This is a genomic window from Paraburkholderia sp. GAS334 (assembly GCF_050436625.1).
Classification (GTDB): Bacteria; Pseudomonadota; Gammaproteobacteria; order Burkholderiales; family Burkholderiaceae; genus Paraburkholderia.
On sequence record NZ_JBNDMO010000002.1, the window covers coordinates 655,503 to 681,532 of the forward strand.

The 26,030-nt window shown below is 63.5% G+C and carries 25 protein-coding genes; 15 read left to right on the top strand and 10 right to left on the bottom strand.

The window, feature by feature from the left end:
- Positions 1 to 52: 52 nt before the first annotated feature.
- Together hslV and hslU are read left to right on the top strand one after the other, a co-directional pair.
- On the top strand, positions 53 to 589 hold the full coding sequence (hslV, locus tag P3T21_RS06395; protein WP_429255071.1) for an ATP-dependent protease subunit HslV: 537 nt from the start codon (positions 53 to 55) through the stop codon (positions 587 to 589).
- Between the two features lie 9 nt (positions 590 to 598).
- The gene (gene hslU, locus P3T21_RS06400) at positions 599 to 1,945 is read left to right on the top strand and encodes an ATP-dependent protease ATPase subunit HslU (RefSeq protein WP_429255072.1); all 1,347 of its coding nucleotides are present in this window, start codon (positions 599 to 601) and stop codon (positions 1,943 to 1,945) included.
- Between the two features lie 116 nt (positions 1,946 to 2,061).
- On the opposite strand, the gene P3T21_RS06405 is transcribed toward hslU, so the two are convergent.
- Genes P3T21_RS06405 through P3T21_RS06415 form a run of 3 tightly spaced genes read right to left on the bottom strand, consistent with a single transcriptional unit; the run spans position 2,062 to position 4,210 of the window.
- Entirely contained in the window at positions 2,062 to 2,604 is a 543-nt protein-coding gene (locus P3T21_RS06405) for a response regulator transcription factor (RefSeq protein WP_429255073.1), read from the bottom strand.
- Positions 2,601 to 3,944 (bottom strand): ATP-binding protein, encoded by a 1,344-nt coding sequence (locus tag P3T21_RS06410; RefSeq protein ID WP_429255074.1) that lies wholly within the window; start codon positions 3,942 to 3,944, stop codon positions 2,601 to 2,603. The genes P3T21_RS06405 and P3T21_RS06410 overlap by 4 nt, the downstream gene beginning before the upstream one ends.
- Before the next feature lie 20 nt (positions 3,945 to 3,964).
- Complete coding sequence (locus P3T21_RS06415; RefSeq protein ID WP_429255075.1) at positions 3,965 to 4,210, bottom strand: cysteine-rich CWC family protein; 246 nt, start codon at positions 4,208 to 4,210, stop codon at positions 3,965 to 3,967.
- A gap of 295 nt (positions 4,211 to 4,505) precedes the next feature.
- On the opposite strand from P3T21_RS06415, the gene argB reads away from it, so the two are divergent.
- The 8 genes from argB to P3T21_RS06455 all read left to right on the top strand — a co-directional run bounded on the left by argB (position 4,506) and on the right by P3T21_RS06455 (position 12,318).
- On the top strand, positions 4,506 to 5,405 hold the full coding sequence (gene argB / locus P3T21_RS06420; RefSeq protein ID WP_133661492.1) for an acetylglutamate kinase: 900 nt from the start codon (positions 4,506 to 4,508) through the stop codon (positions 5,403 to 5,405).
- A 178-nt stretch (positions 5,406 to 5,583) separates the two neighbouring features.
- Positions 5,584 to 6,375 carry a pyrimidine 5'-nucleotidase gene (locus tag P3T21_RS06425; RefSeq protein WP_429255175.1) on the top strand — a complete coding sequence of 264 codons (792 nt, stop codon included), beginning with the start codon at positions 5,584 to 5,586 and terminating at the stop codon, positions 6,373 to 6,375.
- Complete coding sequence (gene slmA, locus P3T21_RS06430) at positions 6,342 to 7,013, top strand: nucleoid occlusion factor SlmA (protein WP_429255076.1); 672 nt, start codon at positions 6,342 to 6,344, stop codon at positions 7,011 to 7,013. The genes P3T21_RS06425 and slmA overlap by 34 nt, the downstream gene beginning before the upstream one ends.
- 100 nt (positions 7,014 to 7,113) lie before the next feature.
- A complete protein-coding gene (locus P3T21_RS06435) occupies positions 7,114 to 7,695 on the top strand; it encodes an HdeD family acid-resistance protein (protein ID WP_429255077.1) in 582 nt (193 codons plus the stop codon).
- A 315-nt stretch (positions 7,696 to 8,010) separates the two neighbouring features.
- On the top strand, positions 8,011 to 9,156 hold the full coding sequence (metX, locus tag P3T21_RS06440; RefSeq protein WP_429255078.1) for a homoserine O-succinyltransferase MetX: 1,146 nt from the start codon (positions 8,011 to 8,013) through the stop codon (positions 9,154 to 9,156).
- A complete protein-coding gene (gene metW, locus P3T21_RS06445; RefSeq protein ID WP_429255079.1) occupies positions 9,153 to 9,761 on the top strand; it encodes a methionine biosynthesis protein MetW in 609 nt (202 codons plus the stop codon). Before metX ends, metW begins: the two co-directional genes overlap by 4 nt.
- A gap of 14 nt (positions 9,762 to 9,775) precedes the next feature.
- Positions 9,776 to 11,170 (top strand): AmpG family muropeptide MFS transporter, encoded by a 1,395-nt coding sequence (locus P3T21_RS06450; RefSeq protein ID WP_429255080.1) that lies wholly within the window; start codon positions 9,776 to 9,778, stop codon positions 11,168 to 11,170.
- The gene (locus tag P3T21_RS06455; RefSeq protein WP_429255081.1) at positions 11,167 to 12,318 is read left to right on the top strand and encodes a M48 family metallopeptidase; all 1,152 of its coding nucleotides are present in this window, start codon (positions 11,167 to 11,169) and stop codon (positions 12,316 to 12,318) included. The genes P3T21_RS06450 and P3T21_RS06455 overlap by 4 nt, the downstream gene beginning before the upstream one ends.
- A 33-nt stretch (positions 12,319 to 12,351) precedes the next feature.
- Here the strand turns inward: P3T21_RS06455 and P3T21_RS06460 are convergent, their stop codons facing one another.
- From P3T21_RS06460 to gatC, 5 genes are all read right to left on the bottom strand, one after another.
- Positions 12,352 to 13,125 carry an exodeoxyribonuclease III gene (locus P3T21_RS06460; protein WP_429255082.1) on the bottom strand — a complete coding sequence of 258 codons (774 nt, stop codon included), beginning with the start codon at positions 13,123 to 13,125 and terminating at the stop codon, positions 12,352 to 12,354.
- Between the two features lie 49 nt (positions 13,126 to 13,174).
- Positions 13,175 to 14,014 carry a PPK2 family polyphosphate kinase gene (locus tag P3T21_RS06465; protein ID WP_429255083.1) on the bottom strand — a complete coding sequence of 280 codons (840 nt, stop codon included), beginning with the start codon at positions 14,012 to 14,014 and terminating at the stop codon, positions 13,175 to 13,177.
- Between the two features lie 169 nt (positions 14,015 to 14,183).
- Positions 14,184 to 15,659 carry an Asp-tRNA(Asn)/Glu-tRNA(Gln) amidotransferase subunit GatB gene (gene gatB / locus P3T21_RS06470; protein WP_429255084.1) on the bottom strand — a complete coding sequence of 492 codons (1,476 nt, stop codon included), beginning with the start codon at positions 15,657 to 15,659 and terminating at the stop codon, positions 14,184 to 14,186.
- A 4-nt stretch (positions 15,660 to 15,663) separates the two neighbouring features.
- The gene (gene gatA / locus P3T21_RS06475) at positions 15,664 to 17,154 is read right to left on the bottom strand and encodes an Asp-tRNA(Asn)/Glu-tRNA(Gln) amidotransferase subunit GatA (protein WP_429255085.1); all 1,491 of its coding nucleotides are present in this window, start codon (positions 17,152 to 17,154) and stop codon (positions 15,664 to 15,666) included.
- Between the two features lie 125 nt (positions 17,155 to 17,279).
- Positions 17,280 to 17,579: an Asp-tRNA(Asn)/Glu-tRNA(Gln) amidotransferase subunit GatC gene (gene gatC, locus P3T21_RS06480; protein WP_429255086.1), complete on the bottom strand. Its 300-nt coding sequence runs from the start codon at positions 17,577 to 17,579 to the stop codon at positions 17,280 to 17,282.
- 367 nt (positions 17,580 to 17,946) lie between these two features.
- Here gatC and P3T21_RS06485 point away from each other — a divergent pair, with 367 nt between their 5' ends.
- The 5 genes from P3T21_RS06485 to rodA all read left to right on the top strand — a co-directional run bounded on the left by P3T21_RS06485 (position 17,947) and on the right by rodA (position 24,401).
- Positions 17,947 to 18,990, top strand: coding sequence for a rod shape-determining protein (locus tag P3T21_RS06485; protein ID WP_004189550.1), 1,044 nt, complete (start codon positions 17,947 to 17,949; stop codon positions 18,988 to 18,990).
- A gap of 127 nt (positions 18,991 to 19,117) precedes the next feature.
- Positions 19,118 to 20,209, top strand: a complete 1,092-nt coding sequence (mreC, locus tag P3T21_RS06490; protein ID WP_429255087.1) for a rod shape-determining protein MreC — start codon at positions 19,118 to 19,120, stop codon at positions 20,207 to 20,209.
- Positions 20,206 to 20,718 (top strand): rod shape-determining protein MreD, encoded by a 513-nt coding sequence (gene mreD, locus P3T21_RS06495; RefSeq protein WP_429255088.1) that lies wholly within the window; start codon positions 20,206 to 20,208, stop codon positions 20,716 to 20,718. Before mreC ends, mreD begins: the two co-directional genes overlap by 4 nt.
- A 138-nt stretch (positions 20,719 to 20,856) precedes the next feature.
- Complete coding sequence (gene mrdA, locus P3T21_RS06500; protein WP_429255089.1) at positions 20,857 to 23,241, top strand: penicillin-binding protein 2; 2,385 nt, start codon at positions 20,857 to 20,859, stop codon at positions 23,239 to 23,241.
- An 11-nt stretch (positions 23,242 to 23,252) separates the two neighbouring features.
- Complete coding sequence (rodA, locus tag P3T21_RS06505) at positions 23,253 to 24,401, top strand: rod shape-determining protein RodA (RefSeq protein WP_429255090.1); 1,149 nt, start codon at positions 23,253 to 23,255, stop codon at positions 24,399 to 24,401.
- Positions 24,402 to 24,473: 72 nt separating this feature from the next.
- Here the strand turns inward: rodA and P3T21_RS06510 are convergent, their stop codons facing one another.
- Positions 24,474 to 25,202 carry a tetratricopeptide repeat protein gene (locus tag P3T21_RS06510; RefSeq protein WP_429255091.1) on the bottom strand — a complete coding sequence of 243 codons (729 nt, stop codon included), beginning with the start codon at positions 25,200 to 25,202 and terminating at the stop codon, positions 24,474 to 24,476.
- Complete coding sequence (locus P3T21_RS06515) at positions 25,199 to 25,981, bottom strand: HpcH/HpaI aldolase family protein (RefSeq protein ID WP_429255092.1); 783 nt, start codon at positions 25,979 to 25,981, stop codon at positions 25,199 to 25,201. The genes P3T21_RS06510 and P3T21_RS06515 overlap by 4 nt, the downstream gene beginning before the upstream one ends.
- Positions 25,982 to 26,030 lie beyond the last annotated feature (49 nt).

A 26,030-nucleotide genomic window follows, 5' to 3' on the forward strand; every position in this document is an offset into this window, starting at 1 on the left:
GTAGTGGCGCAGAGCGCTGCTGCGTCCTTCCCGTTTTGCAAAAGGAACGCATATGGAGCAATTTCACGGCACGACGATCGTTTCCGTGCGGCGCGGCGACCAGGTCGCGCTCGGCGGCGACGGCCAGGTGACGCTGGGCAATATCGTCATGAAAGGCGGCGCGAAAAAGGTTCGGCGCATCTACGGCGGCAAGGTGCTGGTCGGTTTCGCCGGCGGCACAGCCGACGCCTTTTCGCTGCTCGACCGCTTCGAAGCCAAGCTCGAAAAACACCAGGGCAACCTCACGCGTGCCGCCGTCGAACTCGCCAAAGACTGGCGCACCGACCGCATGCTGCGCCGTCTCGAAGCAATGCTGATTACCGCCGACGCACACACCACGCTCGTCATTACCGGTAACGGCGATGTGCTCGATCCCGAAGGCGGCATCTGCGCAATCGGCTCCGGCGGTGCGTACGCCCAGGCGGCGGCCACGGCACTTGCCGGCAACACGGAGCTGTCACCGCGCGAGATCGTCGAGAAGTCGCTGGAGATTGCTGGCGACATGTGTATCTACACGAACCATAACCGCGTCATCGAGACGATCGAGTAAGGACCCACGATGAGCACCATGACTCCTGCCGAGATCGTCTCGGAACTTGATAAACACATCATTGGTCAGGACCGCGCGAAGAAAGCGGTCGCCGTCGCGCTGCGCAACCGCTGGCGTCGTCAGCAGGTCGAAGAACCGCTGCGCCAGGAAATCACGCCGAAGAACATCCTGATGATCGGACCAACGGGCGTCGGCAAAACCGAAATCGCGCGTCGTCTCGCCAAGCTGGCGGATGCGCCGTTCATCAAGATCGAAGCGACCAAGTTCACCGAGGTCGGTTACGTCGGCCGCGACGTGGACAGCATCATGCGCGACCTGATGGAAATCTCCATCAAGCAGACGCGTGAAACCGAAATGCGCAAGGTCCGCACGAAGGCTGAAGATCAGGCCGAAGACCGCATTCTCGACATCCTGTTGCCCACGGCACGTCCGGTCGGTTTTGGCGCGAGCTCGAGCGCCGCGGACACGATGGACGAAAGCAGCACCACGCGTCAGACCTTCCGCAAACGTCTGCGTGAAGGTCTTCTCGACGACAAGGAAATCGAACTCGACGTCGAGCAGCCGCAAGTCGGCATGGACATCATGGGGCCGCCGGGCATGGAAGACATGACCGAGCAGATCCGTTCGATGTTTGCGAACATCGGCGGCGGCAAGAAAACGCGTCGCAAGCTGAAGGTCAAGGAAGCGCTGAAACTTCTCACTGACGAAGAAGCCGGCAAGATGCTCAACGACGAAGAAGTGAAGGCGATGGCCGTGCGCAACGTCGAGCAGAACGGCATCGTGTTCCTCGACGAAATCGACAAGATCGCGTCACGTAACGAAGCGGGCGGAGGGGAAGTGTCGCGTCAGGGCGTGCAACGCGATCTGTTGCCGCTCGTCGAAGGCACTACCATCAGCACGAAGTACGGGATGGTGAAGTCCGATCACGTGCTGTTCATCGCGAGCGGCGCGTTCCATCTGGCGAAGCCGAGTGATCTGATTCCTGAGCTGCAGGGTCGTTTCCCGATTCGCGTCGAACTGGATTCGCTGTCGGTGGAAGACTTCGAGTCGATTCTTGTCGCGACTGACGCCAGTCTCGTCAAACAGTATCAGGCGCTCCTCGCGACTGAAGACGTGCATCTCGATTTCGCGGACGACGGCATCCGTCGACTGGCGGAAATCGCGTTCTCAGTGAATGAGAAGACGGAGAACATCGGCGCGCGGCGTCTGTATACGGTGATCGAAAAGCTGCTTGAAGACGTGTCGTTTTCCGCCGGCAATCATGCGGGCACGAACGTCACGATTGATGCAGCGTATGTCGATCGCGCGCTGAACGAAGTCGCCGACGACGAGGACCTGTCGCGCTACGTTCTGTGATGTGGCGAGGCGAGGCCCGGTGATGTGTTGATCGATCCGCATCACGCCGGAACAAAACGGGCGGCCATGCCAGGCCGCCCGTTTTGCCATCAGCGCCACGCTTCAACAGTCAGACATCACTGCCGCACAGGCCGCTTTGCCAGCTTGCGCTGCAGCGTGCGGCGGTGCATGTTCAGCGCGCGCGCCGTCGCCGAGATATTGTTGCCGTTTTCCGCCAGCACGCGCTGGATGTGTTCCCATTCGAGCCGTGCGACGGATAGCGGCGCCGGGTGCTCCAGCGCCTCTTCGGCCTGCAACGCGCTCGCTTCGCTTTGAAGCGCCGAAAGAATCGACTCGACGTTGGCCGGCTTCGCCAGATAGTTGTCGGCGCCGTCCTTGACGGCCTGCACGGCCGTGGCGATGCTCGCGTAACCCGTCAGCACGAGCATGCGTGCGTCTGGCTGCAGTTCGCGAAGTGGCGCGACCAGGTTCAGGCCGGAATCGTCGCCCAGATGCAGGTCCACCGTGATCTGCCCGAACTTCTGCTGGTTCGCGAGTTTGATCGCTTCGTCGGCGTTGTGCGCCTCGGCGACCGTGAAGCCGCGCCGCGTCAGACCGCGCGCGAGGATGCCGGAGAACACTTCGTCATCGTCGATGACCAGAAAATTCATGTCGCTCATGCCTGTTTCTCCGTATTGGTAGGTGCCGAACCGTTGCGGTTCGCGCCGGCCTGGCCAGCCGCCGTCTGCGCCGCGCCGGGAAGCCCCGCGGTGCCGCCCACCGGCAGCCGCAGCACAGCGCGCGTCCCGCGCGGCCTTGTGTCGTTGATATCGCTTAATTCGATCGACCCGCGCAACCGCGTCGCGGCCGAAAACGCCAGATAAAGTCCGACGCCATGGCCGCCCTGCGTGCTGTCGACGGGCATCGAGCCCAGCGAATGGCGCAGCGTCGGCGGAATGCCGGGGCCCGCATCGCACACTTCGAATTCGATCATGTCGCCGCGCGCCGTCAGTCTGGCAGTCAGCGTCACGTGATCGCGGCTCGCGCGCGCTGCATTATCGAGCAGGATCGTGAGAATCTGGCCGACCGCGACCGTATCGTCAAGACTGACGTGGTCGGGCGGCGAACCCGGACGCTCGAAATTGACATGCGGATGCCGCAGCCGCCACTGCTCGGCGAACGACGTCAGCCACTCACCGACCGTCAGACGGCTACCCGTCGACGATGCACGGCTGCGCAGCCGCGCAAGCGCCGACGTGCACAGCGCCATCTGCTGTTCGAGCAGCGCGATATCCGCCGAATACGGCGCGAGACCCTTGTCGGTGCGCGCCGCGTCGCGCAGTTCTTCGGCGAGCATCGCGATCGTCGACAGCGGCGTGCCGATCTCGTGCGCGACGGTGGCGGCCTGCACACCCAGCGCCACGGCGCGTTCATCCCGCAGCAGCCGCTGCTGGGCGTCGCCCAGCGCGGTATCGCGCAGCCGCAAGGCGCGCGACATCCGCGCGACGAACCACGCGATCAGCCCGACGCTCACCATGAAGTTGACCCACATGCCCGCGCGGTAGTACTCGAACAGGTTCGCCGGATTGTCGAGATTGAGCGGCACGGAATCAAAGCCGAGCACGGCATAGCACGCCGCCGCGAATGCCGCGAGCCACGCCATCAGATACCACGGCAGCACGGCGGCCGCGATCGCGAGCGAAGGCAGATAAAGCGACACGAACGGATTGGTCGTGCCGCCCGACAGAAACAGCAGCGCCGACAAAGCGCCGAGATCCACCCAGATCTGGCCGAAGAGTTCGAGGTTGGATTCAGGCTTCTCGCGCGCCACGCGAATCCACGTCAGCCCGTTGAACAGCACTTCGAGCGCGATCACGAGCAGCATCGCGGGTAACGGCAGATGGACGCCGAAAAGAAACTGGACGACCGCGATCGTGCCAAGCTGGCCGATGATGGCGAAGCTTCGCAGCCAGAAAAGGTGTCCGAGGTTGACCCGGCCGGTGTTGGTTATGCGGTGCATGCCGCCAGTTTACCCGTCAGTCAGCCGCTGGCGGCACCGGGCGTGCCGCCACGCTGAACGCTCGCGATTTCGTCGGCGAGACATTCCGGGCACAGACACCCGCTGCCAGGTTCGAGCCGCTCTCTGGGCAAGGCTGGCATCGCACGGCACCAGCACGCGACGGTTTTCGCCTGCGCGCCGCAGTCGAACGACACGCCGCAGCGTGGACAGCGGACGCTGACCACGTCTTTCGAAGAAGTACCGGACGCAGAACCAGACGGGTTCATGGCAAAAGGATGAAGCTGTCAGGGAGTCACAGGAATAATGCCACGTCTCGTGGGTGGCCAGTGATCGGCCGTTCGGCCAGTTTCCAGGCATCGGCCGGCCCTCCAGGAACGTCGCGGAAAAATGCATGCCACGCCGCGTCGGGCAGGCACGCCAGTGCGCAAGGCCGAGCGCCCGTTGCGCACTGCACGACACTCATCCGGCGCGCCGCCACGGCGCTCGTCGAAAACCCTGTTGCAGCGCGCCAGTCCTGTACAATTCGGCCTTGTTTCAACTGCCCTGCCTGATTCTGCCGCCATGTCCGAGCTCCCAGACCTTTCGCAGATTGCGCCCACCCTGAAGGCCGAAATTCTGGCCGAGGCGCTCCCTTACATCCGCCAGTATCACGGCAAGACCGTGGTCATCAAATACGGCGGTAACGCCATGACCGAAGAGCGCCTGAAGCAGGGCTTCGCGCGCGATGTCATTCTGCTGAAGCTGGTCGGCATCAACCCGGTGATCGTGCACGGCGGCGGCCCGCAGATCGACCAGGCGCTCAAGAAGATCGGCAAGCAGGGCACGTTCATCCAGGGCATGCGCGTGACCGACGAAGAGACGATGGAAGTCGTCGAATGGGTACTCGGCGGCGAAGTGCAGCAGGACATCGTCACGCTGATCAATCATTTCGGCGGCCATGCGGTCGGTCTGACGGGCAAGGACGGCGGCCTCATCCACGCACGCAAGATGCTGATGCCGGATCGCGACAATCCCGGCCAGTATGTCGACATCGGTCAGGTCGGCGAAGTCGAGGCGATCAATCCGGCGGTGGTCAAGGCGCTTCAGGACGACGCGTTCATTCCGGTCATCTCGCCGATCGGCTTCGGCGAAGACGGCCTCTCGTACAACATCAACGCGGATCTGGTCGCGGGCAAGCTGGCTGTCGTGCTGAACGCAGAAAAGCTCGTGATGATGACCAACATCCCCGGTGTGATGGACAAGGCAGGCAACCTGCTGACCGATCTGTCGGCGCGCGAAATCGATTCGCTGTTCGCGGATGGCACGATCTCGGGCGGCATGCTGCCGAAGATCTCGTCGGCGCTCGACGCGGCGAAGAGCGGCGTGCGCTCGGTGCATATCATCGACGGCCGCATCGAGCACTCGGTGCTGCTCGAAATCCTGACCGAACAGCCGTTCGGCACGATGATCCGCTCGCATTGAGCGCATCATGAAGCACGGTGCGCGCAGCCGTGCGCGTACCGTGCCGCGCAGGGTGTCGCCAGCGGGCGACGGCAGCGCGCTTATCCACCGGCCCGCGATCTGGTCTGCACAGCGGCCTTCAAAACGGCCCCCAAGCACGGCCTTCCGCGAGCCCTCCACGGCTTCATCTGCCAGCATGATGCGTCCTTCCCGTCCCAAACGCCGTCGGCCGCATATCGCCGGCGGCACGCCGGTGTGGCTCTTCGACCTCGACAATACGTTGCATCACGCATCGCACGCGATCTTCCCGGCGATCAATCAGGCGATGACGCAGTACATCATCGATGCCCTGCAGGTCGAGCGTGACGAAGCAAACCGTCTGCGCACCGGCTACACGCAGCGCTACGGCGCCGCGCTGCTGGGCCTGACACGCCATCATCCGGTGGATCCACACGATTTCCTCAAGGTGGTGCACACCTTCCCCGATCTGCCGGCGATGCTGCGCGCCGAGCGCGGTCTCGCGCGTCTCATCAAGGCGCTGCCGGGACGCAAGATCGTGCTGACCAACGCGCCGGAAACCTATGCGCGCGCGGTGCTCGAAGAACTGCGCATCGGGCGGCTGTTCGAGCGCGTGATCGCGATCGAGCATATGCGCGACCGTCGCGGCTGGCGCGCGAAGCCCGATTCGGCGATGCTGCGCCGGGCCATGCGCGACGCGCACGTCAAGTTCGCCGACGCAATACTCGTGGAAGACACGCGCAGCCATCTGAAAAATTACCGGCAACTCGGCATCCGCACGGTGTGGATCACGGGCCATCTGCCGACGCAAAGCCGTCCGGAAGGCGTACCGACGCGCCGGCCGGGCACGGGCCGACCGCATTATGTCGACTGGTCGATTCGTTCGTTAAAATCACTGCGATCGGGCACCCGCTCGGGGCGACTGAAAAGGCGACAGACATGCAGCCGACTGACAGAGATGACCCGCCAGTAGACGACGCGCATCACAGCACCGGCAGCACCCGCGCGCCGCGACTGAAGCCGGGCGAGCGGCGCGTCCATATCCTCCAGACGCTCGCGGCGATGCTGGAGACGCCCAAGGGCGAAAAGATCACCACCGCCGCGCTGGCTGCGCGCCTCGGTGTGTCGGAAGCCGCGCTTTACCGGCATTTCGCCAGCAAGGCGCAGATGTTCGAAGGCCTGATCGAATTCATCGAACAATCGATCTTCGGGCTCATCAACCAGATCGTGTCGAAGGAGCCGAACGGCGTGCTCCAGGCGCGCTCGATCGCGCTCATGCTGCTCAACTTCGCCGCAAAGAATCCCGGCATGACACGTGTGCTGACGGGCGAAGCGCTCGTCGGCGAACATGAGCGGCTCGCGGAACGCGTGAGCCAGATGCTGGAGCGCGTCGAAGCCTCGCTGAAACAATGCCTGCGACTCGGGCTGATGGATGCGAACACGCAGGCCGACAGCGCCTCTGTTCCGCTGCCCGCGGACTACGATCCCGCTGTTCGCGCCAGTCTGCTGGTCAGCTACATCATCGGGCGCTGGCACCGCTTCGCCCGCAGCGGCTTCTCGCGCGCGCCCGGCGAACACGCCGAAGCACAGCTGCTGTTGATCCTTCAGTAACGCGCCAAACCCTCCCGGTTTTTGAGATCGACGCTTCGTGCCCTGTGCAACGATGCGTGGCGGCCTCTCGCGCCGCGTTCAAAAAACCTGGGAGAACATAATGATGAATCGTCCTGTCCTGTCTGCGTTGCCGCCCGGCCTTTCCGCGCTTTCGGCTCACTGGGGATGGCTCCTGCTACGTGGCATCGTCGCGGTCATTTTCGGCGTGCTCGCTTTCCTCTGGCCCGACCTGACGTTAGCTTCGCTCGTGATCGTGTGGGGCGCCTACGCCGTCGTTGATGGCGCATTTGCGCTGGTGTACGGCGCAGGTGGCACCGGTAGCCGTCGATGGATGTACGTGCTGGTCGGACTGACTGGCATTCTGGCAGGCCTCGCCGCGCTCTTCTGGCCTGGCGCTGCGGTCATCGTTCTGGTGATGATCATCGGCTACTGGGCGTTTATCGTCGGCGTCTTCGAGATCATTTACGCCATCCAGTATCGTCGCGCGCAGGCGCACCCCTGGCTGATCGGCCTGTCGGGATGCCTGTCGGTCGTTGTCGGCCTGCTCATCGTGATGTGCGTCTATCCGGTGGGCGTGCTGTCGGTGGTGTGGCTGATCGGCAGCTATGCGATCGTGTACGGCATCCTGATGGCGTTCGCGGCCATCCAGTTGCGACGTTTCCAGCGGCGGCTGACGGCCTGAGCGCCGAAACTCATCGAACCAGGTGCGATCCGGGCGCCCGGATCGCACCGCCACGGGACAGCGCGCACCGCTGTTCCGAAAACTTTCCGCTATAATTTGTGCCTGATTGCGGTATTCGACGTTGTAGCCGCAGTCACTCGCTGGATGAATGACGCGCCGATTTGCTGACTCGATTGCGGGCGCGCGAACCTGCCGGGAATGTTCCCGCGGTTCACTATAAATGCGGCTAAAGAGGTCGTCAGCCGCGCATATCTTCGTCTTTCCGCGCATCGCCGACACCATCTAGCCGCCCAGAGTCGTTAAAAGGCGGAATGAATGGAATCGATCGGCATCGTCGCTCCCCAAAAGATGCATTTCACTGAGCCGCTGCTCATGCAGAACGGCAGCTCGCTCGCCGGTTACGACCTGATGGTCGAAACCTACGGCACGCTCAATGCCGCGCGCAGCAACGCGGTGCTTGTCTGTCACGCGCTCAACGCGTCGCATCACGTCGCGGGCGTCTATGTGGACGATCCGAAGGACATCGGCTGGTGGGACAACATGGTCGGCCCCGGCAAGCCGCTCGATACGAACCGCTTCTTCGTGATCGGCGTGAACAATCTCGGCTCGTGCTTCGGCTCGACGGGCCCGATGAGCATCAATCCGTCGACGCAGCAGCCGTACGGCGCGAGCTTTCCGGTCGTGACGGTCGAAGATTGGGTGAATGCGCAGGCACGTGTCGCCGATGAATTCGGCATCGAGCGTTTCGCAGCGGTGATGGGCGGCAGCCTCGGCGGCATGCAGGCGCTGGCGTGGAGCATGATGTATCCGGAGCGCGTCGCGCACTGCATCGTCGTTGCGTCGACACCGAAGCTCTCCGCGCAGAACATCGCCTTCAACGAAGTGGCGCGCTCGGCGATCCTGTCGGATCCGGACTTCCACGGCGGTAATTACTACGCGCACGGCGTGAAGCCGAAACGCGGTTTGCGCGTCGCGCGTATGATCGGCCACATCACCTATCTGTCCGACGACGACATGGCCGCCAAATTCGGCCGCGCGTTACGCCGCGCGGAAGGCGCGCTCGATGCATACAACTTCAACTTCGACGTCGAATTCGAAGTGGAATCGTATCTGCGCTATCAGGGCGACAAGTTCGCCGACTACTTCGACGCCAACACGTACCTGCTGATCACCCGCGCGCTCGACTACTTCGATCCGGCGAAAGCGTTCGACGGCGACCTGACCGCCTCGCTCGCGCACACGACGGCGAAATACCTGATCGCGAGCTTCTCCACTGACTGGCGTTTCGCGCCCGCGAGATCGCGCGAACTGGTGAAGGCGCTGCTCGACCACAAACGCACGGTGACGTACGCCGAAATCGATGCGCCGCACGGCCACGATGCCTTCCTGCTCGACGACGCCCGCTATCACAACCTGATGCGCGCCTATTACGAACGCATTGCCAACGAGGTGAACGCATGAACCAGCGCGCTCTCGATTATCTTGCGACGCGGCCTGACTTCCGCGCGATCGCCCGCTGGGTTGAGCCGCGCTCGACGGTGCTCGATCTCGGCTGCGGCGACGGCTCGCTGCTGTCGCTGCTGACAGAAGAACTCGAAGTCTCCGGTTACGGCATCGAGATCAACGACGCCGGCGTGCTGGCGTCGACGAAAAACGGCGTCAACGTGATCCAGCAGAATCTGGAAGACGGCCTGCGCCTGTTCGAAGACGGCAGTTTCGACTTCGCGATCCTGTCGCAGACCTTGCAGACGATCCACCAGACCGCCGCGATCCTGCGCGAGACGGTGCGCGTCGGCCGCGAATGCATCGTGTCGTTTCCGAATTTTGGTTACTGGTCGCACCGTCTTTCGGTGTTGCAGGGTCGGATGCCGGTATCGAAATCGCTGCCGTTCCAGTGGCACAACACACCGAACGTGCGGGTGCTGACGATCAAGGATTTCGAGGCGCTGGCGCCGGAAGTCGGCATCGAAATCCTCGATCGCGTGGTGCTGCACGGCGGCCAGGCCGTCCGTTGGGGCGAGAACTGGCGTGGTAGTCTTGCGGTCTATCGGGTCAAGAAAAGCTAACGCAAACTATCCACATGTCGAACCCGCCACACGAGGCGCCCGCACTTTCCGCTCACGAAGATCACCCTGGCTGGCGTGCGTTTTTTAACAAACACATGCTGATTTGCGTCTTCCTCGGCTTCACGTCGGGGTTGCCGCTTTTCACGCTCGTCTATCTGGTCCAGGCCTGGTTGCGCTCCGAAGGCGTCAATCTGAAGGAAATCGGCCTTTTTGCGCTGATCCAGTTCCCGTACACATGGAAATTCATCTGGGCGCCGCTGATGGACCGCTATCTGCCGCGTCTGCCGGCCTGGCGTCCGGGGCGGCGACGTGGCTGGATGCTCGTCACGCAGATTCTCGTCGCAGGCGCGATCGCGGCGCTCGGTTTTGTCTCGCCGCGTGATGCGATCTGGACGGTCGCCGCGCTGACGGCGCTAGTCGCGTTCTTCGGCGCGAGTCAGGACATCGTGATCGACGCTTACCGGCGCGAACTGCTCACCGATACGCAGCAGGGTCTCGGCAACGCCGTGCACGTGAATGCGTACAAGATCGCCGCGCTCGTGCCGGGCTCGCTCGCGCTGATCCTGTCTGATCACCTGCCGTGGACCACCGTCTTTGTCGTCACGGCCGTGTTCATGCTGCCGGGGATGATCATGACCTTGCTGGTCAGCGAACCCGAAGTGCACGGCGCGCCGCCGAAAAACCTGCGCGACGCCATCGTGCTGCCGTTCCGCGAATTCCTCCTGCGCGACGGCTGGAAGGGTGCGCTCTTCGTGCTCGGCTTCATCTTCCTTTACAAGCTCGGCGACGTGATGGCGACTACGCTGTCCACGTCGTTCTTCCTCGATATTGGCTTCTCGCGCACGCAGATCGGCGTGATCGCGAAGACCACCGCGTTCGGCGCGAGTCTCGCAGGTGGGATCATCGGCGGAGTCTGGCTGATGAAGATTGGCATCGGTCGCGGGTTGTGGATTTTCGGCCTCCTGCAGATGGTGTCGACGCTCGGCTTCGCGTGGCTCGCGCATCTCGGGCCGGATTCGCCTGCTCTCGCTGCCATCTACGATTTCGCCGTGGTGACGAGCCAGGGGACGACGGAACTGTTGTCCTGGGTCGGCATCGACTGGACGGTGCAGCTCGATCCGCGGTCGGTCGCGCTGGCGCTCGTGTACGGGTTCGAGACTTTTGCGACCGGTCTTACGATGGCGGCCTTCACCGCCTACATCGCCAGTACCACCGATCCGCGCTACACGGCCACCCAGTTCGCGCTCTTCACGAGCCTCGCTTCGGTGCCGCGCACGCTGGCTTCGGCGGCGAGCGGCTATGTCGTCGCGGAGATCGGCTGGTTCACGTACTTTCTGGTGTGTACGGCGCTCGCGGTGCCCGGCATGTTACTTTTGTTCCGGATCGCACCCTGGAGAACGCAGTCGTGACCGCGTCCGCCCCGCTGCGCGCGGTGGGTTCGAGCGAGCCGCGCGCGAATCCATCCCTGCTGCACGCGGTGCTTCGAGGCACTGCTGACGCGGCGCGCACGTTCGCGTTTGTCGGCGCGTGCCTGGTTGGTTCGCAGATGCTGTCGCACGCTGTGTTTGCCGCCGATGCGCCTGCCAATGCCACCGTCAGCGCACCCGAAACGGCGAGCGCGCCGGCCGCGCGCGCGGCAACCGCCGCACCGCCGGTTTCCGCGGCCTCAGGCGCTTCCGGCGCTTCGGCTACCTCGACCTCAACGCCAGTCGCCACGACGCCACCGGCTACACAGACCGCGTACGGCCCGAGCCAGTCGATCCGCTACGGTAATCCGGCCGTATTCCGCAACCTGATTCCGTCGCCGATGCTCGAATCGCAGGCGGCTGGCGAATTCGACGAAATCGCGCGCGGCGCGGGTCATGCCGGCCGCCTCTATCCCGCCACCGACGCGCACGCCAAACGCATCCGGACAATCATCGACCAGCTGGTTCCCTTCTCGCTGAAGTGGAACGAGCGCGCGAAGACCTGGAAGTGGGACGTTGCCGTCGTGAAGTCGCCGGATATCCGGATGTACTGCCTGCCGGGCGGGAAGGTCGTCGTGTATGGCGGCCTGCTCGACCGCGTGCGCCTGAACGACAACGAACTCGGCATGCTGCTCGGCCATGAAATCGCGCACGCGTTGCGCGAGCATGCGCGCGAGCGTCTTGGCGAACAGCAGGCCGCGCAACTCGGTTCGGGGCCGATTCCGCAGCTTTTCGGCCTCGCCGATCTTGGCGCGGCGCCACTTGGTATCGGCACGCAGCTGCTCGAAATGAAATACGAGAGCACCGACGAAACCGAAGCCGATGTGATCGGCAGCGATATCGCGTCACGCGCGGGTTTCGACCCGCGCGCGGCGATCACGCTGTGGGACAAGCTGGCGGTGTCGACGCGCGCCAACCGTGGGCAGGGTTTCATCTACGTGCATCCGTACACGCCGGCGCGCCGCGCGGACATCATGAAACGCCTGCCAGACATGCTGCCGCTCTATGCGAAGGCGATCGGCAAAACCGTCGATGCGTTGCCGGACTACGCTGGCATCGGCCGCCCGAAGCGCAAATTCGCGGCAGACTGAAAAACCGCGCTTCGCGGCAAACCGGCGTGGGCTTCAGGCCGGATGATCGTAGTCGACCGTTAGCGGCGCATGATCGCTGAACTTGATCTCGCGAAATACGTCAGTGCGCTTTGCCTTGCCGGCGATGCCCGGCGTCGCGATCTGGTAATCGATCCGCCACCCGACGTTCTTCGCATACGCCTGACCGCGGTTGCTCCACCACGTGTACTGCTCGGGACGTTGATCCAGCGTGCGGAACACGTCGACGTAGCCAACATCATCGAACAGTTTCGTCAGCCACGCGCGCTCTTCCGGCAGGCAGCCTGAGTTCTTCTGGTTGCCCTTCCAGTTCTTGATGTCGATTTCCTTGTGGACGATGTTCACGTCGCCACACACTATCACTTCGCGTTCCTTGCGGAGTGCGTCGAGGTGCGGCATGAACACGTCCATGAAGCGGTATTTCGCCTGCTGCCGCTCCTCGCCGCTCGACCCCGACGGCACATACACCGACACCACCGACAGATTGCCAAAGCGCACTTCCACGTAACGCCCTTCAGCATCGAATTCGTCGCTACCGAAGCCGATCACAACTTCGTCCGGTTCGACGCGCGTGTAGACGCCCGCGCCGCTGTAGCCCTTCTTCACGGCGTGCTGGAAGTAGCCTGTGTAACCGTGCGGTGCGAGGAATTCGGGCGTCATGTCGTCCTGCGAGCACTTGATTTCCTGCACGCACAGTACGTCCGCGTTTTGATCGCGGAACCAGTCGAAGAAGCCTTTTTTGGCGGCCGAACGGATGCCGTTGAGGTTGGCGGTAATCACACGCAGCATGTCGTTTCCTTGTTGTTTGATGGTTTGCAGCAAGCCGTCGGAAGCGGCGTCATTCGATTTTCAGGCCCTTCAGCGAATCTTTTGCGGGCGGATATTCCAGCTTCAACCCTTCGAACGCGCGCAGCAGCAGTTCGCCGACCATCACGTTGCGATGCGTCTTCGAATCGGCCGGAATCACGTACCACGGCGCGTAATCGGTCGATGTCGCCGCGAGCGCGTCCTGATAGGCGCCCTGATATCTATCCCACAACTTGCGCGCGTCGAGATCGGCGACGTCGAACTTCCAGTGCTTCGTTGGATCGTCGATGCGTGCCTGCAGGCGCCGGCGCTGCTCGTCCTTCGAAATGTGCAGCATGCATTTGATGATGGTCGTGCCGCTGTCCACGAGCAGCGCTTCGAACTCGCGGATCTGACGATAGCGTCGCGCGCATTCGTCGGCGTCGATTTCGCGGAGCACGCGCGGCACGAGCACGTCTTCGTAATGGCTGCGGTTGAAAATCGTCAGTTCGCCGGCAGCCGGCGCCTGCGCGTGGACGCGCCACAGAAAATCGTGCGCAGCCTCGATCACCGAAGGCGCCTTGAACGGCACGATGTGCAAACCGAGCGGATCGACGTCACGGAACACCGCGCGGATCGTGCCGTCCTTGCCGCTCGTGTCCATGCCCTGCAGCACCAGCAGCACGCGTCGCACACGTTGCGCGTGCAACCGTTCCTGCAGGTTGTTCAGCTGCGCGCCGATTGCAGCAAGACGGTCGCGGTCGCCGTCTTTCGAGCCAGTCGAAAAAGGCTTCACGCCGGGGTCGAAATCGCTGAGTGCGAATTTCGCGGCCTTCTTGCCTTCATCGATATAAGGGACGCGGAAATCGTCGAGTTCGGGATTCTTTGCCATGCAGATTCTCTTTGTAGACGACGTCAATCGGTGGTCGACAAAAGGAAACGGGCCGCTGCCTTAACCTTCGTCCGGCAACAGCCCGTCATGACCGGAGACGCTGCTACACACGCTCAAAACGCTCCGGCTACCCCTTCACTTCAACTCAGCCCAGCTTGCCCGGCCCTCGTCAGCCAAGCTTCTTCTTCAGCAGTTCGTTGACCTGCTGCGGATTCGCCTTGCCCTTCGTCGCCTTCATGGCCTGGCCGATCAGCGCGTTGAACGCCTTCTCCTTGCCCGCACGGAATTCTTCGACCGACTTCGCGTTCGCGGCGAGCACTTCGTCGATGATCGCTTCGAGCGCACCGGTATCCGAAATCTGCTTCAGGCCCTTCGCTTCGATGATGCGATCGGCAGCGGCTTCATCGGTGGCTTTTTCTTCCCAGATTGTGAGGAAAATTTCCTTTGCGATCTTGTTGGAAATCGTGCCGTCGACAATACGTTGCAGCAGCAGCGCAAGTTGTGCGGACGAAACCGGGCTTTCCGCGATATCGAGGCCTTCGCGATTCAGTTGCGACGATACCTCGCCGTTCAGCCAGTTTGCCGCGACCTTGGCCTGTGCGGCGCCAAGTTTCAGCACCAGCGCTTCGTAGTAAGCGGCCGTTGCCTTGCTCGACGTCAGCACGCCCGCGTCGTACGGCGTGAGACCGTACTGCTCGACGAAGCGCGTCTGGATCGCTTCCGGCAGTTCCGGCATCTCGCCCTTCACGCGCTCGATCCACGCTGCGTCGATCATCAGCGGCATCAGGTCGGGATCGGGGAAATACCGGTAATCGTGCGCGTCTTCCTTGCTGCGCATCGAACGCGTTTCGCGTTTATCCGGATCGTAGAGACGTGTTTCCTGCACTACCGTGCCGCCATCTTCGATCAGTTCGATCTGACGGCGCACTTCGTACTGGATCGCTTCTTCGAGGAAGCGGAACGAGTTCAGGTTCTTGATCTCGGCACGCGTGCCGAATTTCTCCTGACCAACAGGACGCACCGACACGTTCGCATCGCAACGGAACGAGCCTTCCTGCATGTTGCCATCGCAGATGCCGAGCCACACGACGAGCGTATGCAACGTCTTCGCGTACGCGACGGCTTCGGCGGCGCTGCGCATCTCCGGCTCGGTGACGATTTCGAGCAACGGCGTGCCGGCGCGATTCAGGTCGATGCCAGTCATGCCCGCGAAGTCTTCGTGCAGCGACTTGCCCGCATCTTCTTCGAGGTGGGCGCGCGTCAGGTTGACCGTCTTCTCGTACGCTTCCTTGCCGGTTTTCTCGTTGGCAGGCACCTGAATCGTGACCTGTCCGCCCTGCACGACCGGAATCTCGTACTGGCTGATCTGATAGCCCTTCGGCAGATCCGGATAGAAATAATTCTTGCGCGCGAAGATGCTGCGCGGCGCAACCGTCGCGCCGATCGCGAGACCGAAGCGGATCGCACGTTCGACAGCGCCGCGGTTCATCACGGGCAGTGTGCCCGGCAGCGCGAGATCCACAGGCGCGGCTTGCGTGTTGGGCGCGGCGCCGAACTGCGTCGACGCGGCGGAAAAAATCTTGGAGACGGTCGACAGCTGCGCGTGCGTCTCAAGACCGATAACGACTTCCCATTGCGTGGTCATGGATTCACACTCCTGCCGGTGATTTGCGATGCCAGTCGGTCGCGCGCTGGAACGCATCGGCGACCTGCAACATACGGGCTTCGTTGAAATAGTTGCCGATGATCTGCAGCCCCACCGGACGCTGCGCATTCGCGCCCGCGCCGAAGCCGCACGGCACGCTCATGCCCGGCAAACCAGCGAGGCTCACCGACAGCGTGTAGATGTCCGCAAGGTACATCTGCACAGGATCATCGCCCTTCGCGCCGAGATCCCACGCGACCGACGGCGACACCGGTCCCATGATGACGTCACACTGTCTGAACGCTTCCTGGAAGTCCTGCGCGATGATGCGGCGGATCTTCTGCGCCTGCAGGTAGTACGCGTCGTAATAGCCATGCGACAGCACGTACGTACCGACCAGAATGCGTCGCTTCACTTCCGGGCCAAACCCTTCCGCGCGCGACTTCTTGTACATGTCGAGCAGATCGCGATATTCCGCTGCGCGGTGGCCGTAACGCACGCCATCGAAACGCGACAGGTTCGACGACGCTTCCGCCGGCGCGATCACGTAGTAGACGGGAATCGACAGTTCGGTTTTCGGCAGCGAGACTTCGACGAGCGTCGCGCCGAGCGCTTCGTATTGCTTGAGCGCAGCATCGATCGAAGCGCGCACATCATCGGCGAGACCGGCGCCGAAGTATTCCTTCGGCAAACCGATGCGCAGACCGGCGAGCGGCTTGCCTGCGCTTGCGTCGGCGGACCACGTCTTGCCGAGATAGCGCGTGTAGTCTTCGTCGTCGCGCGTGAGGCTGGTGGAATCGCGCTCGTCGAAACCGCCCATCGCATTGAGCAGCGTCGCGCAATCGGCGGCGGTCTTCGCGAACGGGCCGCCCTGATCGAGCGACGAAGCAAACGCGATCATGCCGTAGCGCGACACGCGGCCGTACGTCGGCTTGATGCCGGTAATGCCCGTGAACGACGCCGGCTGACGGATCGAGCCGCCGGTGTCCGTGCCGGTCGCAGCGGGCGCGAGACGCGCCGCCACGGCCGCAGCCGAACCACCCGACGAACCACCCGGCACCGCCTTGCGGTCCCACGGGTTCTGCACCGGGCCGAAGTACGAATTCTCGTTCGACGAACCCATCGCGAATTCGTCCATGTTCGTCTTGCCGACGCACACCATTCCCGCGCGCCCCAGCCGGTCGACGACGGTCGCGTCGAACGGGCTTTCGTAGTTCTCGAGCATCTTCGAGCCGGCGGTCGAGCGCCAGCCGCGCGTGACGAACACGTCCTTGTGCGCGACCGGCAGGCCCGTCAGCGGGCCCGCGTTGCCTTCGGCGAGACGGACGTCGGCGGCTTTCGCCTGCGTGAGCGTGAGTTCGGGATCGACCTGGATGAACGCATTCAGGCTTTTCGCCGCTTCGATGCGCTGCAGATACATCTCTGCGAGTTCGACGGCGGAGCACTCCTTCGCATCGAGCGCGGCGCGCAGTTCGATCAAACTTTTTTCATGCATTGCGTTTTTCCTGGAAAGCGCGACAGCACGCGATGCGCTGTCGTGGAGGCGTCCGGCTGCCCGCCGGCGTGCCGTGCCATGGATGCCCGTCGAATGGAGACTCGCGACGGGCGCGCGGCAAACGCCTATTCGATGACCTTCGGCACCAGATACAGGCCTTCCTGCACCGCCGGCGCCGGGCGCTGGAATTCCTCACGGCGCACGACTTCGGTGGCGACGTCGTCACGCAGGCGCAGCGCGACGTCTTCGATCTGCTCGATCGGGTGCGCAAGCGGCGCAATGCCGGTGGTATCGACTGCCTGCATCTGCTCGACGAGGCCGAAAAAATCGTTGAGCTGGGCAAGCGTGTGCTCCGCGTCGGCGTCGGGCAATTCGAGCCGCGCGAGGTGTGCGATGCGTTTCACATCGGTCAGGGTCAGAGCCATGCAGTCACCGGAAGAAGACGTGGACTGGCGCAGCGCGGAAAAAGAGTGCTGCGACAGAGAGTTACGAGATTGGAGCGCGACCTCCAAAAGGGGCCGGCGACGGGAAAAAGTACCGTCCGTTTCCTCCAAAACATCCAAAATTATAAGGTATCATTACGCGTTCGACCCAAACCCGGTCCGACTTACCAAGGCCTTTCTGGACATTTTCCAGAGTGAACCGAGCGGCCTTGCTCCAGTCTCCGGTAGATTCCCTCGCAGTTTCAGGCTCCTGTGGCATGTTCCTGCCCGACCTGAAGCTGTTATTTTTTCCGCTGCCGTCCTGCGCGTACGATGCGAGGCCCGGCCCCAAGCGAGACAGGATTTTTGAATGTTCGGTTTTTTGCGCAGCTACTTCTCCAACGATCTGGCCATTGACCTCGGCACTGCCAATACGCTCATCTACATGCGCGGCAAAGGCATCGTTCTCGATGAACCCTCCGTAGTGTCTATCCGCCAGGAAGGCGGTCCCAACGGCAAAAAGACAATTCAGGCCGTCGGCAAGGAAGCCAAGCAGATGCTCGGCAAGGTGCCGGGCAACATCGAGGCGATCCGCCCGATGAAAGACGGCGTGATCGCCGACTTCACCGTCACCGAGCAGATGATCAAGCAGTTCATCAAGACCGCTCACGAATCGCGCATGTTCTCGCCGTCGCCGCGCATCATCATCTGCGTGCCGTGCGGTTCGACCCAGGTCGAACGCCGTGCGATCAAGGAAGCCGCGCACGGCGCGGGCGCCTCGCAGGTCTACCTGATCGAAGAACCGATGGCCGCTGCAATCGGCGCGGGCCTGCCGGTGTCGGAAGCCACGGGCTCGATGGTCGTCGATATCGGCGGCGGCACGACGGAAGTCGGCGTGATCTCGCTCGGCGGCATCGTGTACAAGGGTTCGGTGCGCGTCGGCGGTGACAAGTTCGACGAAGCCATCGTCAACTACATCCGCCGCAACTACGGCATGCTGATCGGCGAGCAAACCGCCGAAGCCATCAAGAAGGAAATCGGCTCCGCCTTCCCGGGTTCCGAAGTCAAGGAAATGGAAGTGAAGGGCCGCAACCTGTCGGAAGGCATCCCGCGCAGCTTCACGATTTCCAGCAACGAGATCCTGGAAGCGCTCACCGATCCGCTGAACCAGATCGTGTCGTCGGTGAAGATCGCGCTCGAACAGACGCCGCCGGAACTCGGTGCCGACATCGCCGAACGCGGCATGATGCTGACGGGCGGCGGCGCGCTGCTGCGCGACCTCGACCGTCTGCTCGCGGAAGAAACCGGCCTGCCGGTGCTCGTCGCCGAAGACCCGCTGACGTGCGTCGTGCGCGGCTCGGGCATGGCGCTCGAGCGCATGGACAAGCTCGGCAGCATCTTCTCGTACGAGTAAGCGAGTCTAATAGATGAAGGCGGCACGGACCTACCGGCTGGCCATGCCAGCCGCCGTCGCCGCCCGCCAGGCGCTTATCTGACGCGCCGCAGTCTCACCCACCACGCTCACGCCCCCGGCGCCGACCATGGAATACAGTCCGCCGCCCCTGTTCAGGCAAGGCCCGTCGGCACTCGCACGACTGATCTTCTTCGTCGTGCTGGCGCTGGCCCTGCTGATCTCCGACGCACGGTTCCGAACCCTCGAGATCGTTCGCGGCGTCCTCGGCGCGGGCCTCTATCCGTTGCAACGCGCGGCGCTCGTGCCACGCGACCTGTTCATGGGCGCGGCCGATCTCGCCGTGAGCAGCACGACGCTGCGTAGCGAGAACGACAAGCTGCGCGCGAAAAACCTCCAGTTGTCGCAGCAGGCTAATCAGGTCGCCGAACTCGGCGCCGAGAACGGTCATCTGCGCGCGTTGCTCGATCTGTCGCAGCGCAGCACCACGCAATCCACGCCCGCCGAAATCCAGTACGACACGCGCGATCCGTTCACGCAGAAAGTCGTGATCGGGCGCGGCTCGCAGCAGGGCGTGAAGGACGGCTCGCCGGTCGTCAACGAAGATGGCGTGATCGGCCAGGTCACGCGTGTGTTCCCGTTGCAGTCGGAAGTCACGCTGCTCACCGACAAGGATCAGGCCGTGCCGGTGCAGATCGTCCGTACGGGTTTGCGCAGCGTGATCTACGGCACGCCGAAGGGCGACTCGCTCGATCTGCGCTTCGTGCCGATCAGCGCCGATGTGCTGGCCGGCGACGAACTCGTCACCAGCGGTCTCGACGGCGTGTATCCGCCGGGTCTGCCGGTCGCGAAGGTGGCGCGGGTCGACAAGCAGGCCGACACCGCGTTCGCCCGCGTGATCTGCGTGCCGATCGCGCAGGTGCGCGGCGCGCGCCAGTTGCTCGTGCTGCACTATCTGAACGACGTGCCGCCGCGGCCGGCCGAGCCCGATCCCGTCGCCGCTGCGAAGGATGCCAAGGCGAAGCGAAACGCCAAGCCGGTCGACAAGGGCGCCGCGAAAGCACCGGAAAAAACCGCGGACAAGGCTGGTGAAAAGCCGGCGGACAAGTCCGCCACCCACGCCACGGAAAAGAACGCGAAACCCGCCCAGCCTGCCTCGGCAACGGCCGGTACAAAGAAAAGCGAGAAAAGCGAGAAGAGCACGCAGGGGACGAAGCCATGAACCGCCCGCAATACATCCTGCAGCCGGTCAACCCGTACTTCATCGCGTTCAGCCTCGCCGCCGCCTTCCTGCTCAACCTGATGCCGTGGGGCCGGTTGATCGCCGTGCCCGACTTCGTCGCGCTGGTGCTGCTGTTCTGGAACGTTCACCAGCCGCGCAAGGTCGGCATGGGCATCGCGTTTTTCCTCGGCCTGCTGATGGACGTGCACAACGCGAGCCTGCTCGGCGAACACGCGCTTGCCTATACGCTGCTGTCATACGGCGCGATCACGATTCACAGGCGCGTGCTGTGGATGTCGATCGGCATTCAGACGTTTGCGGTCATGCCGCTGCTGGTCGGCGCGCAGATCGTGCCGTTCGTGATCCGTCTTTTGACGGGCGCATCGTTTCCAGGTTGGGGCTATCTGATCGACGGTTTCGTCGAAGCTGCACTTTGGCCCATCGCAAGCGTATTGTTGTTGATGCCGCAGCGCCGCCCCGCCGATCCGGACGATACCCGGCCCATCTAGGCCGCACCACGCGTCGGGAGCTCGATTGAACACGTATCTATCCCGCCGGCCCGACGCGCCACGTTTAGGTTTTCCGCCCGCCATCGCACGCGGGCACGTCTTACCTGACGGCCGCCCGCCGGCCCATTGCATACACGCATGACCGAATTCAAGGACACACAACAGCAGCTTTCGAAGTTCCGCCTGCGGGTCGCCGCGGCGGGCCTGTTCGTGTTCGTCTGCTTCGGGCTGATCGGTTTCCGCTTCCTGTTCCTGCAGGTGTGGCACTACAGCAAATACTCGCTGCAGGCCGACGAAAACCGCATTTCCGTCGCGCCGATCGTGCCGAACCGCGGGATCATCACCGACCGCAACGGCGTCGTGCTCGCGAAGAATTATTCGGCCTACACGCTGGAAATCACACCGTCGAAGCTGAACGACTCGCTGGAAAACGTGATCGACAGTCTCGCGACCGTTGTCAATGTCGACGCCCGCGACCGCCGTCGTTTCAAGAAGCTGCAGGAAGACTCGAAGAACTTCGAGAGCCTGCCGATCCGCACGCGTCTCACCGACGACGAAGTCGCGCGTTTCACTGCGCAGCGCTTCCGCTTTCCGGGCGTCGAAGTGCGCGCGCGTCTGTTCCGCCAGTATCCGCTTGGGCCAACGGCGGCGCACGTGATCGGCTATATCGGGCGGATTTCGCAGCGCGACCAGGAACGCATCGACGACGCCAGCGACCAGAACGACAGCGATTCGGATCACTACGATCCGCGCCTCGACGCGAACAATTACAAGGGCACGGATTACATCGGCAAGATCGGTGTCGAGCAGAGCTATGAAACCGAACTGCACGGCCTGACGGGCTTCGAGGAAGTCGAAGTGACGGCCGGCGGCCGTCCGGTGCGCACGATGTCGCGCACGCAGGCGACGCCAGGCAACAACCTCGTGCTGTCGCTGGATATCGGGCTGCAGCAGGTCGCGGAGCAGGCGTTCGCCGGCCGGCGCGGTGCACTCGTCGCGATCGAACCGGCAACGGGCGACGTGCTCGCGTTCGTGTCGGCGCCGAGCTTCGATCCGAATTCGTTCGTCGACGGCATCGACCAGCAGACCTGGGACGATCTCAACAATTCGCCGGATCACCCGCTGCTGAACCGCCCGCTGCACGGCACGTATCCGCCGGGCTCGACGTACAAGCCGTTCATGGCGCTCGCCGCGCTCACGCTGCACAAGCGCACGCCGAGCTGGGGCTTCCAGGATCCGGGCTCGTACACGTTCGCCGGCCACACGTTCCGCAACGACGTGCCGCAGGGTCAGGGCTGGATCGACATGAACCGCGCGATCATGGTGTCGAACGACACGTATTTCTACATGCTCGCGCACGATCTCGGCGTCAACGCGATCGCCGGTTTCATGAAGCCGTGGGGCTTCGGCCAGATCACCGGCATCGATATTTCCGGCGAAGCGCGCGGCATCCTGCCTTCGACGGAATGGAAGCGCAAGGCGTACCGCAAGCCGGAACAGCAGCGCTGGTACGAGGGCGAAACGATCAGTCTCGGCATCGGCCAGGGCTACAACTCGTACACGATCCTGCAACTCGCGCACGCCACCGCGACGCTCGCCAACAACGGCGTGCTGATGAAGCCTCACCTCGTGAAAGAGGTCGAAAACCCGATCACGCGCGATACACACCTGACCGTGCCGAAGGACGATGGCCGCATCAACGTGGCGCAGGCGGATATCGACGTCATCAAGCGCGGCATGGAAAACGTGACGACGAATCCGTCAGGCACGGCATACCAGGTGTTCCGCAATGCGGCGTATGCGTCGGCGGGCAAGACCGGGACGGCGCAGGTCTTCTCGCTGCAGGGCGCGAAGTACCACGGCCACGCGCTCGCCGAGCATCTGCGTGACCACGCGCTCTTCATCGCATTCGCGCCGGCGGATCATCCGACAATCGCGGTCGCGCTGATCGTCGAAAACGGCGGCTGGGGCGCGCAGGCAGCCGGGCCGATTGCGCGTCGCGTGCTCGACTATTACCTCGTCGACCGGACGAAGCCGGGCGCGGAAGCGGCGGCGATCGAAGCCGCGGCGTCGGCGACCGAAGATGCCTCGGCGCCGGTCATCGGAGACGCGCCGGCGCAGCCGCAGGTGGCGACGCCGACGAAGGTCGCGGCGGGTTACACGCCGCTGCCGCCGCCTCCGGGCGCGCCGGTGAAGCCGAAGCCTGACGCGGCGGCGTCAGGAGCGGATGGCGCGCTGGGCGCGTCGGCAGCAACGGGCGCGTCGGCGACTTCACCCGCATCGGGGGTTGGCGCAGCGAAACCGCTAGCCGCATCGACATCAAAAGCGGCACGCGCCGCTGCGAAGAGCGCTTCGGCAGCCGACGCCGTATCCGCTTCCGACGCAGTCAAAGCACCCCGCAAGTCCCCGCGCCCATCACGGCCGGCCAGCGACACACCCACGACGGCGGCCGCGCCCTCGCGCGATACCGGCATGGCGCCGGCGTCGCCGAATCAGCCGGCCACCGGCGGCATGGACGAATAAAGGAGAAAGGCATGCAATTCGACAAGCGCGCCTGGCTCGACCGCATCAAGCGCATGTTTCTGGGCTTCGACAAGCCGCTGGCACTGATCGTCTTTCTGCTGCTGTGCGTCGGCATCGTGACGCTGTACAGCGCGACGCTCGACATGCCCGGTAAGGTCGAGGACCAGTTGCGCAACATCATGCTGACGTTCGCGCTGATGTGGGCGCTCGCCACCGTCCCGCAGACCACACTGATGCGCTTCGCATTGCCGCTCTATACATTCGGCGTCGCGCTGCTGGTCGCTGTGGCGATGTTCGGACTGACGCGCAAGGGCGCGAAGCGCTGGATCAACGTCGGCGTGGTGATCCAGCCGTCCGAGATCATGAAGATCGCGACGCCGCTGATGCTCGCGTGGTACTACCAGAAGCGCGAAGGCGTGATGCGCTGGTTCGACTACGTGGTCGGCCTGCTGATTCTCGCGGTGCCGGTTGGGCTGATCGCGAAACAGCCTGACCTTGGCACTGCCGTGCTGGTGTTCGCGGCGGGTCTGTTCGTCATCTACTTCGCGGGTTTGAGTTTCAAGCTGATCGTGCCTGTATTGATTGCATGCGTGATCGCAGTGGGTTCGATCGCGGCGTTCCAGGACAAGATCTGCCAGCCGGAAGTCACGTGGCCGCTGATGCACGATTACCAGAAGCACCGTATCTGCACGCTGCTTGATCCGACGTCCGATCCGCTCGGCAAGGGTTTTCACACGATCCAGGCCGTGATCGCGATCGGCTCAGGCGGGCCGATCGGCAAGGGCTGGATGAAGGGCACGCAGGCCCACCTCGAGTTCATCCCTGAAAAGCACACCGACTTCATTTTCGCGGTGTTCTCGGAGGAGTTCGGGCTCGCAGGCGGTATCGTGCTGCTGACGCTTTACATGCTGCTGATCGCGCGTGGGCTCTACATCGCGGCGAACGGCGCGACGCTGTTCGGCCGGCTGCTCGCGGGCTCGCTGACGATGGCGTTTTTCACCTACGCGTTCGTGAACATCGGGATGGTGAGCGGCATTCTGCCGGTGGTCGGCGTGCCGTTGCCGTTCATGAGCTACGGCGGGACCGCGCTGATTACGCTCGGCGTGGCGACCGGCCTGATCATGAGCGTCTCGCGACAGAAGCGGTTGATGCAGAGTTGATCTGCTGTTTCAGATGTCCGTCAGATGACCCACTCGCGGCGGCCGCGTGAACGTCGGCCGCCGCGATCATGCTTACTGCGGCTTCGTCTCGCGTTCCTGCTGAAGCTGCGAAGTGAGTTGCTGGTACTTCAGGCGCGCCGCCGGATCACCCTGCGCCGCCGCCGCCGCGTAGTAGGCCCGCGCGACGTTCAGATTGCGGTCGACGCCATCGCCGCCCCGTTCATAGAACGAGCCGGTCACATACTGCGCCGTCATGTCGCCGCCTTCGGCCGCTTTCTTGTACCAGAAGAACGCCTGCTGGTTGTCGCGCGCCGTGCCGCGGCCATCCAGAAACTGGTTGGCGAGCGCCAGTTCAGCCTGCACGTGTCCCTGCTTCGCCGCCTTCAGAAACCACGCGTGCGCTTCGGCCGGATCACGGCCGACGAACTCGCCGTCGTCGTACATCTTGCCGTACACGTACTGCGCATGCGACATGTTTGCGTCGGCGGCCTTGCGCAACCATTTCTTGCCTTCTTCGACGTCGGGCGCGGTGCCTTCGCCGTTCAGCAGCATCATCGCGTAGTTGAACTCGGCGAGCCGGCTGCCGTGCTGCGCCGCCTTGCGGAATTCGGCGAGCGCCGGGCCAAAGTTGCCCGCGTTGTAATCCGCGACGGCCGTCTGCGTTTCGGCATCCGCCGCCTTGGGCGACACGACCGTCTGCGCGCTGGCCTGCATCGGCGTCGCAATGCCCGCGACGAGCGCGACAAGTGCCCCGCAGCCCGCCGCACGCGCCAGCCACCACGACAATGGAGCACGAATCATGAGCGCACCTCCTGCAGCGCCTGACGCGTCGCGCGCAGCATCCACATGACGTCCGCCGCGAGTGCGATAAAGCGGAAGCCTTCGGTGCGATATTGCCGCGCGCTCAAGACGTCCATTGCGAAGATGCCGGTCGCCACTTTTGCACGACGCGCGACGTCCGCGACATGCGCAATGGCTGCCAGGACCTCCGGATGCTTCGAGTCGCCGAGATGGCCGAGGCTCGCGGCCAGATCGGCCGGCCCGATGAACAGACAGTCGATGCCCTGGGTCGCTGCGATCTGCTCGACGTTGTCGACGGCGCGCGCCGATTCGATCTGTACGATCGTCGCGATCTGCGCATTCGCGTTCTGCACGTAGTCACGCCGCATGCCGTACGCCGCGGCGCGCACGGCGCCCGCAACGCCGCGCAGGCCGTCGTTACCGCCGATGCCGGGATATTGCGTCAGACGCACGGCTTGCGCCGCTTCTTCAGCCGATTCGATATTCGGGAACATCAACGTGCGCGCACCCGCATCGAGCACGCGCTTGACGATCCACGGCTCGCTCGCCGGCAGCCGCACGACCGGCTCGGTCGGCAGATGCGCCGCAGCAATCGCGCGCAACTGGCCGGTGACGTCGATACTGTCGTTCGGCGAGTGCTCCATGTCGATCAGCAGCCAGTCGAAACCGGCGTGCGCGAGCGCCTCGGCGGCCGTGTCGCTGCCGAGTGAGAGCCACAATCCGAACAGCGGATCAGGATCTTTCAGACGTTGCTTGAGGGGATTGGTGAACGTGCTCATCACTGTGCTCCCTGGCGGCGCGGCGCGCGGCCTGAAGCACATGAAAGGA